The sequence below is a fragment of the Shewanella acanthi genome, assembly GCF_019457475.1.
Taxonomy (GTDB): Bacteria; Pseudomonadota; Gammaproteobacteria; order Enterobacterales; family Shewanellaceae; genus Shewanella; species Shewanella acanthi.
Genome location: NZ_CP080413.1, coordinates 2,993,406 through 3,008,682, shown reverse-complemented (window position 1 = coordinate 3,008,682; position 15,277 = coordinate 2,993,406). Strand labels below are relative to the sequence as shown.

Genomic DNA, 15,277 nt, shown 5'->3' with positions numbered 1-15,277 from the left:
AATGTTCCTCATTTGTTCCCCGTCTCCTTAACACATGATACTGCGGGGCAAGAAAGGCTCGGATAAGGTGATACTCTAGAATGAAGGGATAATCATTAGAAGGCAATCCCCCTGCCTATCCGCAAGCTTCAGAAAGCACAAAGGCTTAGTCAATTGAATGAACTAAGCCTTTGAAGAATATGGTGGCCCCTCACGGACTTGAACCGTGGACCTAACGATTATGAGTCGTGTGCTCTAACCAACTGAGCTAAGGGGCCGACTAAAGGTAATCGTCATCACCTAAAGCGAGTGGCAGTATACTAAGCTTACTTTCGCTTGTCACCCGTGATTTGATGCGAAATTCACCGAATTGATTCAATTGGTTATCTGTTAATCAACTGCCTGTAGTTTGTAAAATTTCATAAGCTTTTAAACTGGATATTTACTTCTAACGGACGTGATAAGTTCAGACAGACTGCTAATGGCTTTAGAATTTAACATTGAGTGACTGAATTACAGGCACAAAAAAACCCGCATTGCGGGTTTTTTAAAACGTAAGAATCGACTCATTAAGTCTTAAGACTATTCATCTAGGAATGACTTGAGGATTTCTGAGCGTGAAGGGTGGCGTAGTTTACGCAGTGCCTTCGCTTCAATCTGACGGATACGCTCACGTGTCACGTCAAATTGTTTACCCACTTCTTCGAGCGTGTGGTCGGTGTTCATATCAATACCGAAACGCATGCGAAGTACTTTCGCTTCACGGGCTGTCAGACCTGCTAATACCTCATGGGTCGCGCTCTTCAGGCTCTCGCTGGTAGCGCTGTCCAGTGGTAATTCGAGGGTGGTATCCTCGATAAAGTCCCCTAAATGCGAATCTTCATCGTCACCGATTGGGGTTTCCATGGAGATTGGCTCTTTAGCGATTTTGAGTACCTTACGGATCTTATCTTCTGGCATCATCATACGCTCTGCAAGTTCTTCAGGTGAGGGCTCACGGCCCATTTCCTGCAGCATTTGGCGAGAGATACGGTTCAGCTTGTTGATGGTTTCGATCATGTGTACTGGAATACGAATTGTACGGGCTTGGTCCGCGATAGAGCGGGTGATCGCCTGACGGATCCACCAAGTCGCATAGGTCGAGAACTTGTAACCACGACGGTATTCGAACTTATCTACTGCTTTCATCAGACCGATGTTACCTTCTTGGATAAGATCTAAGAATTGCAGACCACGGTTGGTGTATTTCTTCGCGATAGAAATTACCAGACGTAAGTTTGCCTCCACCATTTCTTTCTTCGCACGGCGAGCTTTTGCTTCACCGATTGACATACGGCGGTTGATGTCTTTGATGGCGGCAATCACTAAGCCAGTTTCTTCTTCGATGGCAGCCAGCTTGCTACGGCAACGCTGTACGTCTTCCTCAACCATTCTTAGGCCTTCAGCGTAAGGTTTGTTTGAGGCTTTTTCTGCATCGAACCAATCTAAATTGGTCTCGTTACCAGTGAAGAACTTAACAAAGTTTTTCTTCGGCATTTTGGCCTGTTCAACGCAAAGCTTCATCAGCAGACGCTCTTGAATACGCACGCGATCCATCATTGAACGCATGCCTTTCACTAGGCGGTCAAATTGCTTGGGAACTAAGCGGAACTCTTTGAAAATCTCACCGATTTCAAACAGTGCTTTAACTGATTCTGGGTGCTCGCGACCTTTGATCTCAATGATTTTGAGGGCGCTTTCATAGGCGGTGCGCAGTTGGCTGAAACGCTCACGGGCTTCTTCAGGATCTGGGCCTTTATTGCCGTCGTCATCGCCGTCACCATCACCGTCACCATCTTCGTCATCATCTTCATCGTCGTCTTCATCTTCAAGATCTTCTTCCGATAATTCAGAACCGATATGGGTAGCAGTTGGACCTAAATCTTCTTCATCCGGGTTTACAAATCCAGAGATAATATCAGACAGGCGCAGTTCGTCGGCTTCGTATTGCTCGTACTGCTCAAGGATCATGGCGATCGCTTGTGGATATTCGGCAACAGAGCTTTGAACAGTGTTAATGCCTTCTTCGATGCGCTTAGCGATAACGATTTCGCCTTCGCGGGTCAGTAGCTCAACAGTACCCATTTCACGCATGTACATACGTACTGGGTCGGTTGTACGGCCAAGCTCACTTTCAACTGTCGCAAGGGCTGCCGCTGCTTCTTCCGCTGCATCTTCGTCTGTGTTGTCTTCCGACATCATCATGTCATCGGCGTCCGGCGCTTCTTCAAATACGCGGATACCCATGTCATTTATCATCTGGATAATATCTTCGATCTGGTCTGAATCGACCATGTCTGCAGGTAAGTGATCGTTCACTTCTGCATAGGTTAAGTAACCTTGCTCTTTACCTTTGGCAAGCAACAGCTTGAGTTGCGACTGCGGAGTATGATCCATAGATATCATCCAAGTTTGGGAAACTGTTACAACGACGGACAGTTAGCTGCTGCTAAGTGCCGCGCAAATCGTCAATTATAGCCTTGTGCACTTGCCTGTGCTAGTCATGGGGTGCTGAATGAGGACATTTTTGCCTCAGTTTAGTCCCTTCATGATAGAGATAAGCTTTTGAAGCTGTATTCTCTCTTCTTTAGTATGGGTCTGTTTTAGACTCAATTCCTGATATCTCTGCTCAATATATTGATTGTTCAGCCAAACCAGGGTTTGTTTAAACTTTTCGAGCAGGTTTTCATCCGCCACTTGATGTTCCCATTGGGCTAATTTGTGCAGAGTGCCGCTATGTGGACTGTCTCTGAATTGCTCAAGTAGTTGTGCGCTGTTTAACCTATGCTCTCGAGTTAAATCCAACAGCAATGGCAGCAGGTCGATGCCTGACATTTGCAGATGGTTTAATGCTGGTTGGGGAGGCAACCCCAATCCTAGCTCAGGATGCTGCACCAGTAATGCGATGGCGAGTCGCAGTGGAGTGCCGCGTCCTTTTAATCCTGTTGTTGCATTGGGTTTAGTTTGTTTGACACTAAAACCCAGTTTTTTCTTCATATCATCTGCGCTGTTCATCCCAAGCTTATGGGCGAGATTCTCTAGCAGGATATTTTGTAGCACAGTGTCCTGAATTTTTTCAATTAGGATAAGTGCTTGTTTGGCAAGGTTACCTTTATCTGTACCGTATTTCGTTGCCAAGGTGTCGAATAAAAATTCGGGCAGTGTGATAGCACTGACCATCAGTTGCTCGAACGCGTCCTTACCCACTTTGCGAACCATTGAATCAGGATCTTCAGATTGTGGTAAAAACATAAAACGTACAATGTCGCCCGGTTTTAACAGCGGCAGGGCGGTCTCTAATGCACGCCAAGCGGCCTCTGTTCCTGCGCGGTCTCCGTCATAGCAACAAATCACTTCTTTGGCACTGCGCAGCAGTAGTTGAAACTGCTCTGCCGTGGTTGAAGTCCCTAATGAAGCAACCGCGTAATCCACGCCGTATTGGGCGAGGGCAACCACATCCATATAGCCTTCGACAATCAAGACTTTATCGGGATCGCGATGACGCTGTTTTAACTCATACAGACCGTAAAGTTCATTGCCCTTATGAAATATGGGCGTTTCTGGCGAATTCAAGTACTTGGGTGTACCTTCGCCTAAAACTCTGCCGCCGAAACCAATCACACGACCACGGCGGTCCCGAATGGGGAACATTAAGCGGTCGCGGAATCTGTCGTAACGTTTACCGCTGTCATTGCTTATTAGCATGCCGGCGGTCAGTAATTTATCCTGTGCATCTTGGCTCTGGCGATAACGGCTTAATAGGCCGTCCCAGCCATCAGGAGCAAAACCAATTCCAAAATGTTCGACAATATCATCGGAAAGACCGCGATAGGCTAAGTAGTCGATAACTTTTTGTTTATCTTGGTGTTGTCTAAGTTGCGCTTGAAAAAAGCGACTCGCTTCTTCCATTAATTGGTACAGGTCACGGCTTAGGCCATCATCGTGGCGTTTACCTTTGCCCTGCTCTCGTGGAACTTCTAACCCCAGTTGTCCGGCCAGATCTTCAATTGCATCCACAAAATCCAGACGATCATATTCCATCACAAAGTCGATGGCGTTGCCGTGGGCGCCGCAGCCAAAGCAATGATAAAACTGTTTATCGCGGCTGACGGTAAACGAAGGGGACTTTTCGCTATGAAAAGGACAACAGGCCGAGTAGTTTTTACCCGCCTTTTTCAGGGGCACCTTGCGATCGATTAATTCGACTATGTCGGTGCGAGCGATTAGCTCATTGATAAAGTCACGAGGAATTGCCATTGAGTGTTTTAAATCTCGCCTTTTACGCGAATTTAAACAAACAAGCCGCGCATAGGCACGGCTTGTTCATACATTGAATCACTAATTACTGCAATTTAGCACGGATCATAGCGCCGATGGCGCCCATATCTGCACGTCCTTGCACCTTAGGCTTCAATGCTCCCATTACTTTGCCCATATCCGCCATGGAGGATGCACCCATTTCAACAATAGCTGCATCGATGAACGCTGCAATTTCCGCCTCAGTGAGGGGTGTTGGCAGGAAAGTTTCAATAACTTGAATCTCTTCTGCTTCTGCTGCGGCCAACTCGTTGCGACCCGCTGCTTCATATTGAGCAATCGAATCGCGACGTTGTTTCACCATTTTGGTTAAGACAGCTATAACCTGCTCATCATTCAGCGTTTCGCGGGTATCCACTTCAATCTGTTTGATGGCTGCAAGTGCCATACGAATGGTTCCCAATCTCACCTTCTCTTTGGCGATCATGGCCTGCTTCATATGGTCTTTCAGCTGATCAATTAGGCTCATAAGAGATTAGTATAAACGTACGCGACGTGCGTTTTCGCGAGAAAGCTTTTTAGCTAAACGTTTAACTGCAGCTGCTTTTGCGCGCTTACGTGCAGTAGTTGGCTTCTCGTAGAATTCACGAGCACGCACGTCGGCTAAAATACCAGCTTTTTCACAAGAGCGCTTGAAACGACGCAGAGCTACGTCGAATGGTTCGTTTTCACGTACTTTAATAATTGGCATACGCCATCACCCCTTAGGTGTAGGTTGTGTGGTTCAATTGCTTGAACCAAGTGTATTTAAAATGGTGCGGAATTTTATACCGAGACAAGTAGGCTTGTAAAGCCCTAATCCGTTGCGGTGATTTTAAGCGCGGGATAAAGCAGACTCTCGGCTGGAGTAATTGTCGCCTTACAGGTAGAATTAGCGACCTTTGACCATATTACTACGAGGCACCATGCGGGTTCTAGGTATTGAGACGTCGTGCGACGAGACAGGTATTGCTATCTATGACGATGAGTTGGGATTACTTTCCCATGCTTTATATAGTCAGGTGAAGTTGCACGCCGATTATGGCGGAGTCGTGCCAGAGTTGGCATCACGTGACCATGTGCGCAAAATTATCCCTCTTATCCGTCAAGCATTAAAAGACGCCAATACTGACATAGCCGACTTAGATGGCATTGCCTACACCAAAGGTCCTGGTCTTATTGGTGCATTATTAGTGGGTGCTTGTGTGGGGCGCTCACTCGCCTTTGCTTGGAATAAACCCGCAATTGGTGTGCACCATATGGAAGGGCATTTACTCGCGCCTATGCTTGAAGATGATGCCCCGGAGTTCCCCTTTGTTGCCTTGCTGGTTTCTGGTGGTCACTCCATGCTGGTAAAAGTCGATGGTATCGGCCTCTATGAAGTTTTAGGTGAATCGGTAGATGATGCTGCCGGTGAGGCCTTCGATAAAACCGCTAAATTAATGGGACTGGATTATCCTGGAGGCCCACGGCTTGCCAAGCTTGCCGCCAAAGGTGAACCTGCGGATTATAAATTCCCCCGTCCGATGACCGACAGACCGGGCCTTGATTTCAGCTTCTCTGGCCTTAAAACCTTCGCCGCGAATACTATTGCCTCACAGCCTGACGATGAGCAGACCCGTGCGAATATCGCTCGCGCCTTTGAAGAGGCGGTAGTCGATACGCTGGCAATTAAATGCCGCCGCGCACTTAAGCAAACGGGATACAACCGATTAGTGATTGCAGGTGGCGTGAGTGCCAATACCCGTTTACGTGAATCGCTGGCTGAAATGATGTCATCTATCGGTGGCAGAGTGTATTACCCAAGGGGGGAGTTTTGTACCGATAATGGTGCGATGATCGCCTTTGCAGGTTTACAGCGTTTACAGGCAGGGCAACAGGAAGATTTAGCGGTAAAAGGTCAACCACGTTGGCCACTCGATACATTGCCGCCAGTGGCATAATCCATTATCAACATAAAAACAGCGCCATGCTTGATAGAGTAAAGCATGGCGTTGTTTTTATTTGTGTTCGTAAAACCTGATAGCGCTTAGGAGCATGGTGCTTAGGCGTAGCAAATCTTAAGGTGTTTTAGGGCGTCTTTTACGCGATACCTTAGTCTCCTCGCCCTTAAGCAAGCGATGGATGTTTTCACGATGACGCACAATGATAAGGGTCGATAGCATGGCGACGGGGACGGTAAATCTGTCGTCGAGCCACCAAGTATAAAGTGGTGCAAGTAACGCTGTAAGAATGGCCGCAAGGGATGAATAACGGCTAATAAGCACTAATACAATCCAAGTACCGATTAAACATAGCGCTAAATCATCACCGATAGGTGCCATGGCACCAAAGGCAGTTGCGACGCCTTTCCCGCCCTTAAAGCCGAAGAAGATGGGATAAATGTGTCCAAGACAGGCGGCGATAGCGATAAGGCCGAGTGACACCGCATCAATCCCCATTAAATAGGCGAGATAGGCTGGCAGTGCGCCTTTAAGCATATCGAAAAATAACACCATGGCAGCCGAACTTGCCCCGCCGATGCGCAGTACGTTTGTCGCTCCCGGATTACCGGAGCCCTGTGATCTTGGATCAGGAAGTCCCCGCATCCGACAAACCAGCACAGCACTCGAGACCGAACCTGCCAAATAGGCGGCCCCAATCATCAAAAGTGTCAGTGTTAATTGACTCACATTGGTTTCCTTACACGTCTTAAGGTATTATCGCGCCACAATTTACAACGCCTAATTGGCAAGCTTAATGTCATAAGCTTTTGCGATAACGTAACCTGTGATAGTCACGTTAATTTGTACACGCACTTATTCCTGTTGGCAGATATCCTACTTCGGATTGGTTCGCGTAGAAAGTAAATTAGTCATTTAGTGGAACGTGCGGATTATACCGTGCTAATCGCGATTAGCTTATCAGACCTCATGCCAATGAGTTAGTAGGAAAACCTATGGATAAAGTGCTTATTCGACAATTACGTATAGATACTGTGATTGGTGTCTATGATTGGGAAAAGAAAATTCAGCAGAGCCTGTTTTTAGATCTTGACATGGCTTGGGATATTAAGCAAGCGGCAGCTACCGATGATTATAAGTTTGCGCTTTGCTATGAAACGGTTTCAAACCGATTGACCCAACTTGTCACTGAGCATCCTATCGAGCTGATTGAAACTGTTGCTGAGCGGGTAGCTGAATGCCTGTTAACCGAATTTAAGGTGACGTGGGTAAAAGTAGTAGTGATGAAGCCCGGTGCTGTGCCTACAGCAGCAAGTGTTGGCGTTGAGATTGAACGTTCGCGTTAAGGTTTGAGCTCCAGTGTTGTTGCTCTTGGTGTAATTGAGAGATGGTTTAGAGGTCACATGGCAGTTATCTATATTAGCTTAGGTAGCAATATTGAACCTGAGCGTTACCTTAAATCGGGTCTTACCTCCCTAAGGGAACAGTTAGGGCCCCTTACGCTTTCTTCTATGTATGAGAGTGAAGCGGTCGGCTTTGATGGCACTAATTTTCTCAATATGGTGGTGAGTGCGAAGACGCATTTAGACATTGCAGAGGTCATTGCGCTATTTAAGCAGATCGAGCAGAATCACGACCGTTTGATAGGCGCTAAAAAGTATACCCCACGCACGCTCGATATCGATTTATTGCTGTTTGATGAGGTGGTTTGTCAAACGCCTGTGGTCTTGCCCAGAGCTGAAATTACCACTAATGCCTTTGTGCTCTGGCCGCTGGCGGAAATTGCGCCTGACTTGATTCACCCAATAACATGTATGAGTTATGGGGCAATGTGGCGGGATTACGATAAAGCTTCCCAAAAGCTCTGGCCAGTGGCATTTGAATGGCCACAAGGGCTTACGATTTAATTAATTGATAGGATTGTCATGGATACGTTTCAGGTAATTATTCTCGCGTTAATTCAAGGATTGACTGAGTTTCTCCCCATTTCGAGTTCGGCCCATTTAATTCTGCCTGCGCAGCTTTTAGGTTGGGAAGATCAAGGGTTATCCTTCGATGTTGCCGTTAATACTGGCTCCCTGTTAGCGGTCGTGATTTATTTCAGACACGAGTTATGGGCAATGTTCAATGCTTGGGTGGCGAGTATTGTTAAGGGGCAACGGAGCGATGACAGTAAACTCGCTTGGTGGATTATTTTAGCGACCTTACCTGCGGTATTTTTTGGTTTTGCCGCTAAGGGTTTTATCGAGACCCACCTGCGTAGCGCAGGCGTAATTGCAGTAACCACCATCGTATTTGGCCTATTGCTCTGGTGGGCTGATAAGATGTCACGACGGGAGTTAACTGTGTACCAAACAGGCTGGCGCAAGGCGTTGCTTATTGGTTTTGCTCAAGCGCTTGCTCTTATCCCAGGCACATCTCGTTCGGGCGCGACCATGACAGCTGCCTTAATGTTAGGTTTAAGTCGTGATGCGGCTGCACGATTCTCCTTTTTAATGTCAGTTCCTGTCAGTCTTGGCGCGGCGATATTGGTGGGTAAAGATTTAGCCGAAAGTCCGTTACCGATTGATTATCATTCCCTGCTATTAGGTACTGTGATTTCCTTTGTCTCGGCTTACGCTTGTATTCATTATTTCTTAAAGATCATCAGCCGGATTGGGATGACCCCATTTGTGATTTACCGGCTTATCCTCGGTGCTGTGCTATGCGGATTTATCTTCCTATAATAGCCAAGCATCACTAATAAAAATCGGGTCTAGTACCCGATTTTTACGTTTATAGGCACCCATTTTTTATTCGGAGAAATACATGGGTCTACAATTTCAATGCCCAACCTGTGGTCTTGCACTGTTGCAGCATCAGGCATCTCTGGGTTTTTATTGCGCTAATAAGCACCATTTTGACAAGAGCGAGCAGGGATACTGGATTTTTACTAAGCCGCAACGGCAAAAGCCAACAGGGGATAGTCGTCAGCAATTACGCGCTAAGCGGTTTTTACTCGAATCTGGCATTTTTGCCCCTTTAATTGTGCAAATGGCCTCCATGCTTAGTCCTAAGATAGCCGATGAAAGTTGCTTATTGGACTACGAGTGCGCTGATGGCTTCTATTTACGTTCTCTTGCATCTTGCTTATCTAGTGCTGCAAATGGCGTTAACGTCCATTACAGTGGCGCTGCGGACGCAGAAAATGCCATCTTTGCCGCAGCTAAAGCGCAAACACCAGGCATGCTATGCCTATCCACTTCTAAAGTGCTGCCTTTTGCTGATAACAGTATCGATGTGGTAACAGTGATCGATAAACCACTAAAGGGTAAGGAATGTGTAAGGGTGCTGAAGCCGCAAGGGCTGATGTTGTTGGTGATGCCTGGGGCACGTCACTTGTGGCAACTCAAAGAAATGATTTACACCGAACTCGAAGAGAAAGAACCTAATATCAACCTTCCTTCTGAGCTAACGCTCATCGAACAGCAATCCTCGAAGTTTAGGCTAAGTGTCACTGGGGAGCAGGCGTTAATTCTATTGGAGATGGCACCATTCGCATGGCGTGTATCGGATAAGACTAAACAAAGCATTCGCTCACAACAATTCGATGATCTGGAAATCGACTTTTTATTGATATTGGCGCAGAAATAGCCGAACTGAGCTAAATTGTCTGAAAATAGCGTTTAAATTTGGAGTTAGGTAATTTTTTCAGTAGCTTAACCGATGCGTTTTTGGAGGGTTTCATTAGGTCAATTACGCAAGTACATGATAGTAATCGACCTTTTTTGTTGTTTATATGTAAATAGTAATTGTCATATAGCAAATACTTGCCTTGATACTTTTTTAGTCCCCAATAATAGCCTTACCTGATTGTCCTCTAGCACTTTAATTGTGAATGCTAGAGCAGTTTTATTTTCTTTATATTGGGGAGAAAAAACGTTACTAAAAATAAAATTCCTGAATATAAGCTTAACGAAAAGAGCAAATGTTTAAATTAACTATTGGATAGGGATTTTTAATTCTGTAAATAAAAAAGTCGCCGTGCGGTTAACTGTTGGTTTTAATTTATTCAGCAGTAAATGGTCGCGGTATATAAAGATGAAAGGCTTAAAGAGACTGTGATGAAACTTGCTAAAATGCTGTTAAAGAATTCAGTGTTTTATATTGAACAATTAGGATAGCTTTGAAAAGAGAAATAAAAAAGGCAATAAAAAAAGGCTTGATTGGATGTGCTCATCGCTAGCATCTCATTCAAGCCTTTCAGGTTAACCTGTTGAAATACAGGTTATTTACTTATCATTACTTCTTGTAACGAGAAGCAACGTTGTCTAAACGGTCGTTAGCGCGCTTAGCTTCTGCTTGTGCGTCCATAGCTGCTGCTTTAGCATCTTTAACGTCTGCAGACAGTTTGCTTTGCTCTGATTTCAGAGAGCTAACATCAGCTGATAATTGATCAACTTTGTTGCCCAGAGTAGCAACGCTTTCTTCTAGAGCAGTAGTGTTTGCACAACCACCTAGCAGGGCAGTCATTGCTAAACCAGCAATCATCAGTACTTTTTTGTTCATTGTAAAAAATCCCTTAAAATAGGTTGGATTTGAAAGTTTCGCCACTTTAGAATCGAAACTTCCCTAATTATGACATAGCTATTTTAATTTGCTACGAATATTAATGGGTTTAACCACTATAAACATATAAATTTTTTTAAAAAGCGTTTTTTCCCCTTTATTCCATCATTTTTCATCGAAAAAAAGGACCAAATTTACCAGAAAGTGTGGCTATTTTTACATTTTTGCTACATATTCGTGGCGCTTTTTATTCAGCCTAACAATCTGTTAGTGCCTTTAGTTGCTGGACAGCTTCGATACGCTGTAAATGGAGCTGTTGTTTAATCTCAGCACCCTTAAATCCCGCCTCAATAATTGCACCGACATTGACCTTACTTGCCGTTGAAAAACATGCCCTCAAGTAATTGGCTTGAGGATAATCATGCTCCTCAAATCCAGTTCTGCCACGCATATCGGCGATGCAAACAAGCAGTAGCTGCTCAAGACGTTCAGGTTTTCGCCAAAAATCGGCTTTATCGAACAGTTTGACGATGGTTTCAGCTCTTAGCTCGAAGGCTTGATGTACATTCTGATGCTTATCGCTCACTAACAGGGCAAGATCCCGGTATTCATTTTGAATTCGAAGGCGAGTACACAGGGCATTAATCAGCGGAAGCCCCTTTTGTCCATGTCCGTGATGCTTAGGTAAATGCGCCTTGGGGCTTAATGCCTTGCCAAGGTCGTGTACTAAGGCGGCAAATCGAACTGCGCTAGCTTGGCTGAGGCGTGTTGCCTGCGACAACACCATTAGAGTGTGAACCCCTGTATCGATTTCTGGGTGCCATTTTTCAGGCTGAGGTATACCAAATAGGGCATCGATTTCAGGAAATAACACCTTTAAGGCGCCGCATTGGCGCAGCACTTCAAAGAAGATTTCTGGATTTGGCCCCTTTAAACTTCTATCGACTTCCTGCCAGACACGCTCTGGCGTGATAGCATTAAGCTCATCGCTATGGCTCATTTGCTGCATCAACGCCATGGTTTCGGAAGCGACTTTAAAGCCTAACTCGTAAAAGCGGGCGGCAAATCGAGCGACGCGAAGCACCCTTAAAGGATCTTCCGCGAAGGCTGCTGACACATGGCGCAGCTGCCTAGCTTCAATATCTTTTATCCCATTATAGGGATCATAGAGATTGCCTTCGTCGTCCTTTGCGATGGCATTAATGGTCAAATCTCGGCGAAGTAAGTCCTGCTCGAGAGTGACATCGGGGCTGGCATAACAGCTAAAGCCACCATAACCTAAGCCCACTTTACGCTCAGTACGTGCGAGGGCATATTCCTGTTGGGTGGTGGGGTGAAGGAACACGGGAAAGTCCTTCCCGACCTGACGATAACCCAATTGCAGCATCTGCTCGGGCGTCGCGCCAACGACCATAAAGTCTTTATCTTTGATAGGAAGATTGAGTAGGCTGTCACGTACAGCCCCGCCGACTAAATATATTTTCACTGTTATGCGATTGCTAATGTGTTCTTACGATAGCTTAACATGATAATTTGAGCGCAAACATGTATTGAGTGTTCCCCACGGCCGCAGAGGCTTTGACAATGTCTTTAGGACGTTTTAACGTGGGGCGACTTTATTAGCTTAGGATGATTGGTGGTATGTACAAGGCCTTTTACGGACTCAGTGATAACCCTTTTTCAATTGCACCAAACCCCCATTATTTATTTTTAAGTGATAGGCATAGGGAGGCCTTAGCCCATTTAACTTATGGCCTAGGTGAAACCGGCGGCTTTGTGTTGTTAACGGGGGAAGTGGGAACAGGCAAGACCACGGTTTCTCGCTGTTTACTAGGACAATTACCCGATCATACCGATACTGCATTTATTCTTAATCCCTCGCTGACAGAGTTAGAGTTACTTGCAACACTTTGTGATGAACTAAAAATCAGCTATGGAGAAAATCCAACGCTTAAGCAACTTACCGATCATTTGAGTCGCTTCTTACTAGCAAACCATGAAAAAGGCCGCAATACGGTACTGATTATTGATGAAGCGCAGCATTTACGTGCTGAGGTATTAGAGCAATTGAGGTTGTTAACTAACCTCGAAACCGATACCAAAAAACTGCTGCAGGTGATCCTTATTGGCCAGCCTGAGTTACAGCAACTGTTAAGGCGTCAGGAGTTGAGACAGTTAGCTCAACGCATTACTGCCCGTTATCATTTATTGCCACTCAACGAAGATGAAATTGCGCTTTACGTGTTACACCGTTTGCAGGTGGCAGGCCGTTTTGAACCTTTGTTTACCCGCAAAGCCATTAAAGTTCTTCACCATTACAGTGGTGGGATCCCCCGTTTAATCAACTTATTATGTGAACGTGCCCTGATGGCAGGTTATGCCCAATCTAAAGTGCCAATAGATCACCGCATGGTGAGGCAAGCCGCTGCAGAGGTGTTGGGGGAAGAAGAACAAAAACCTAATAAATTATTGTGGCCGAGTGCCAGTGCTGCGGCCTTACTTATTGCCTTTGGTGTCTCTTATTGGCTATTTACTGATCTTAAAGCTGTCGCTACAGAGTCGGTAAAAATTGAATCGCAACCGCATTCGCCTAGCGAATCGCAATTGTCTTTAAACGCCAATCAGGCGTCGATACAGCCAGCCGCCAAGCAGGTTCAAACTGATGTAACCGCTTCATCAAGTCTGCGTATATTGCAGGATGCGATTCAGCAGAGCCGGAATATCGATACCGCTTTCGCAGGACTTTTCAGCGTCTGGGGCAAAGTGCCCTATAAGGGCTTAACGGCATGTCAGTCAGCCTTTGAGCAAGGACTTTCCTGTTATCAGCAGCAGGGCAATTGGATGTCGTTAACTCGGTTGAATTATCCTGCTGTGGTGTATCTTGTGGATGACAATCAACAGGATTTTTATGGCGCTGTGGTTGCTGTTGATGGTGAGCAGCTACTTATGCAGTTAGGTGAGCAACGCCTTTGGGTGGATCGCGCTTGGTTTAATCAACACTTTAGCGGCACCTTTGAAATTCTCTGGCAGGCGCCTAGCTATCCCATGCTGGAAATCGGTCAAAAATCCAATCAGGTTCAAGTGCAGTGGCTCGAAAACGCGCTGGCTCAGGTCGCCAATCGCAGCCCGAGAAATATTTCGCAATTCGACGTGCAATTAGAAATCGACCTTAAAACCTTCCAAAGCCAACATGGCCTCAAAGCCGATGGTATTGCAGGAAATCAAACTTTAGTGAGATTGAATTTGTATTTAAGTGAGCAGGGGCCGCGCCTAACTGATAACGGAGCGCAGAGTTAATGTCTATTTTACTCGATGCGGTAACCCGCAATAAGCAGCAACAGACATCTCCTTTACCTGATGCGGTTTTTACCCCTAGGGTGAATTACCCTGCGCCGCGTGAATCGCGCATTCCAGTGGCAAAACTATCATTACTCGCCCTGGCGATGAGTGTCGGCGTTGGTGCTGCGTGGGGGCTTTCTGTATGGCAGCCTCAAATACAGTCAACCTTGTCTGTACAAACGGAGAATGCCACTGTTAAAGGCCAAGCACTAACTAATAGCCAAGCATTAATGGAACAATTTGTATCTGGCCAAAGTTCGCCTGTTCAACAAGAGCAACGTCTTGAGCTGGGAAGCGCGGGATCATCCACTGATACATCGGGTATCCGTCTCGCAGGCAAAGTCGCGCTACCTCGGGCACAGGTGTTTTCTGAACCCAATCGGATAGATTCAATACCAGTAGGAAATGCGACAGCCCAAACGATGCAAATGGCACCCAGCGGGCGAAACGATCCAAGTTATGATGACTATCTTGAAACCTCATCTGCGTTAGATGAATCACTTAACCAGAACGCAAATGATGATATTGCTTATCCAAATAATATTGCTGAGACTCGCGACGACCCTTATGGCGAAACATTGCCTTCAGAGCCACAGGAAATCGCCCTGGGCGCTAATGCCGAACGCTATAATCAAGCTCAGCTGGAGGCGCTACGACTGCAGGTGAGCGCCGCTGCCGCCGATGTTGGGCTAGATAAAGTACCTCCTCGCCGTAATGAACAGCAATTAGCTGAGACCTTTCAAGAGGCATTGAAAGAAGTTGAATATGTTAAGTCGGCAACCACGCCAGTAACAGAGCCAAAACTAGATCCTATTCCAAAGCCCCAAGGAGATAACATTCCTAAATATGGTCAGCTACCGGCGGCAGTGCAGTTACAGGTGCCAGAATTTAATATTGTTGCCCATGTCTATTCTACTAATGCCCGCCAGCGCTGGCTTAATGTCGATGGCGCTGAATTACAGGAAGGCGATAAGATTCGTGGTAAGTTAACGATTGTTTCCATTCGTCCAAGGGATGTAGTGCTCGAAATAGAAGGAACCCAATTTAAGGTGCCAGCGATTTAATCGATTCGATACCGTTAAAAAAGCACCAAAAAACAAAAGGCGCCAATTGGCGCCTTTTCGTTTGCAGTC

Annotated in this window: 14 protein-coding genes and 1 tRNA gene; 7 read left to right on the top strand and 8 right to left on the bottom strand. The window is 46.0% G+C overall.

The features are described 5' to 3' along the window. Window positions 1-180: 180 nt before the first annotated feature. From K0H61_RS13015 to rpsU, 5 genes are all read right to left on the bottom strand, one after another. A tRNA-Ile gene (locus tag K0H61_RS13015) sits at window positions 181-257 on the bottom strand. Window positions 258-561: 304 nt separating this feature from the next. Further along, window positions 562-2,415, bottom strand: a complete 1,854-nt coding sequence (gene rpoD / locus K0H61_RS13010; RefSeq protein ID WP_220049787.1) for an RNA polymerase sigma factor RpoD — start codon at window positions 2,413-2,415, stop codon at window positions 562-564. Between the two features lie 135 nt (window positions 2,416-2,550). After that, window positions 2,551-4,275, bottom strand: coding sequence for a DNA primase (gene dnaG / locus K0H61_RS13005; protein WP_220049786.1), 1,725 nt, complete (start codon window positions 4,273-4,275; stop codon window positions 2,551-2,553). A gap of 85 nt (window positions 4,276-4,360) precedes the next feature. Next, window positions 4,361-4,804 (bottom strand): GatB/YqeY domain-containing protein, encoded by a 444-nt coding sequence (locus tag K0H61_RS13000; RefSeq protein WP_220049785.1) that lies wholly within the window; start codon window positions 4,802-4,804, stop codon window positions 4,361-4,363. A 6-nt stretch (window positions 4,805-4,810) separates the two neighbouring features. Beyond that, window positions 4,811-5,026, bottom strand: a complete 216-nt coding sequence (gene rpsU / locus K0H61_RS12995; protein WP_006080725.1) for a 30S ribosomal protein S21 — start codon at window positions 5,024-5,026, stop codon at window positions 4,811-4,813. Between the two features lie 214 nt (window positions 5,027-5,240). Here rpsU and tsaD point away from each other — a divergent pair, with 214 nt between their 5' ends. After that, on the top strand, window positions 5,241-6,257 hold the full coding sequence (tsaD, locus tag K0H61_RS12990) for a tRNA (adenosine(37)-N6)-threonylcarbamoyltransferase complex transferase subunit TsaD (protein WP_220049784.1): 1,017 nt from the start codon (window positions 5,241-5,243) through the stop codon (window positions 6,255-6,257). 117 nt (window positions 6,258-6,374) lie between these two features. Here the strand turns inward: tsaD and plsY are convergent, their stop codons facing one another. Beyond that, the gene (gene plsY, locus K0H61_RS12985) at window positions 6,375-6,986 is read right to left on the bottom strand and encodes a glycerol-3-phosphate 1-O-acyltransferase PlsY (protein ID WP_220049783.1); all 612 of its coding nucleotides are present in this window, start codon (window positions 6,984-6,986) and stop codon (window positions 6,375-6,377) included. A 266-nt stretch (window positions 6,987-7,252) separates the two neighbouring features. Here plsY and folB point away from each other — a divergent pair, with 266 nt between their 5' ends. From folB to K0H61_RS12965, 4 genes are all read left to right on the top strand, one after another. Beyond that, a complete protein-coding gene (gene folB / locus K0H61_RS12980) occupies window positions 7,253-7,603 on the top strand; it encodes a dihydroneopterin aldolase (RefSeq protein ID WP_220049782.1) in 351 nt (116 codons plus the stop codon). 57 nt (window positions 7,604-7,660) lie between these two features. Beyond that, a complete protein-coding gene (gene folK / locus K0H61_RS12975) occupies window positions 7,661-8,164 on the top strand; it encodes a 2-amino-4-hydroxy-6-hydroxymethyldihydropteridine diphosphokinase (protein WP_220049781.1) in 504 nt (167 codons plus the stop codon). Between the two features lie 18 nt (window positions 8,165-8,182). Then, entirely contained in the window at window positions 8,183-8,983 is an 801-nt protein-coding gene (locus K0H61_RS12970; RefSeq protein ID WP_220049780.1) for an undecaprenyl-diphosphate phosphatase, read from the top strand. 82 nt (window positions 8,984-9,065) lie between these two features. After that, window positions 9,066-9,890: a putative RNA methyltransferase gene (locus tag K0H61_RS12965; RefSeq protein ID WP_220049778.1), complete on the top strand. Its 825-nt coding sequence runs from the start codon at window positions 9,066-9,068 to the stop codon at window positions 9,888-9,890. A gap of 648 nt (window positions 9,891-10,538) precedes the next feature. On the opposite strand, the gene K0H61_RS12960 is transcribed toward K0H61_RS12965, so the two are convergent. Continuing rightward, window positions 10,539-10,805: an Lpp/OprI family alanine-zipper lipoprotein gene (locus K0H61_RS12960; protein WP_011623648.1), complete on the bottom strand. Its 267-nt coding sequence runs from the start codon at window positions 10,803-10,805 to the stop codon at window positions 10,539-10,541. Between the two features lie 256 nt (window positions 10,806-11,061). Then, complete coding sequence (locus K0H61_RS12955) at window positions 11,062-12,291, bottom strand: multifunctional CCA addition/repair protein (protein WP_220049777.1); 1,230 nt, start codon at window positions 12,289-12,291, stop codon at window positions 11,062-11,064. Between the two features lie 155 nt (window positions 12,292-12,446). On the opposite strand from K0H61_RS12955, the gene K0H61_RS12950 reads away from it, so the two are divergent. Both K0H61_RS12950 and K0H61_RS12945 read left to right on the top strand, forming a co-directional pair. Further along, complete coding sequence (locus K0H61_RS12950) at window positions 12,447-14,102, top strand: ExeA family protein (RefSeq protein ID WP_220049776.1); 1,656 nt, start codon at window positions 12,447-12,449, stop codon at window positions 14,100-14,102. Then, entirely contained in the window at window positions 14,102-15,208 is a 1,107-nt protein-coding gene (locus tag K0H61_RS12945; RefSeq protein ID WP_220049774.1) for a general secretion pathway protein GspB, read from the top strand. The genes K0H61_RS12950 and K0H61_RS12945 overlap by 1 nt, the downstream gene beginning before the upstream one ends. Window positions 15,209-15,277 lie beyond the last annotated feature (69 nt).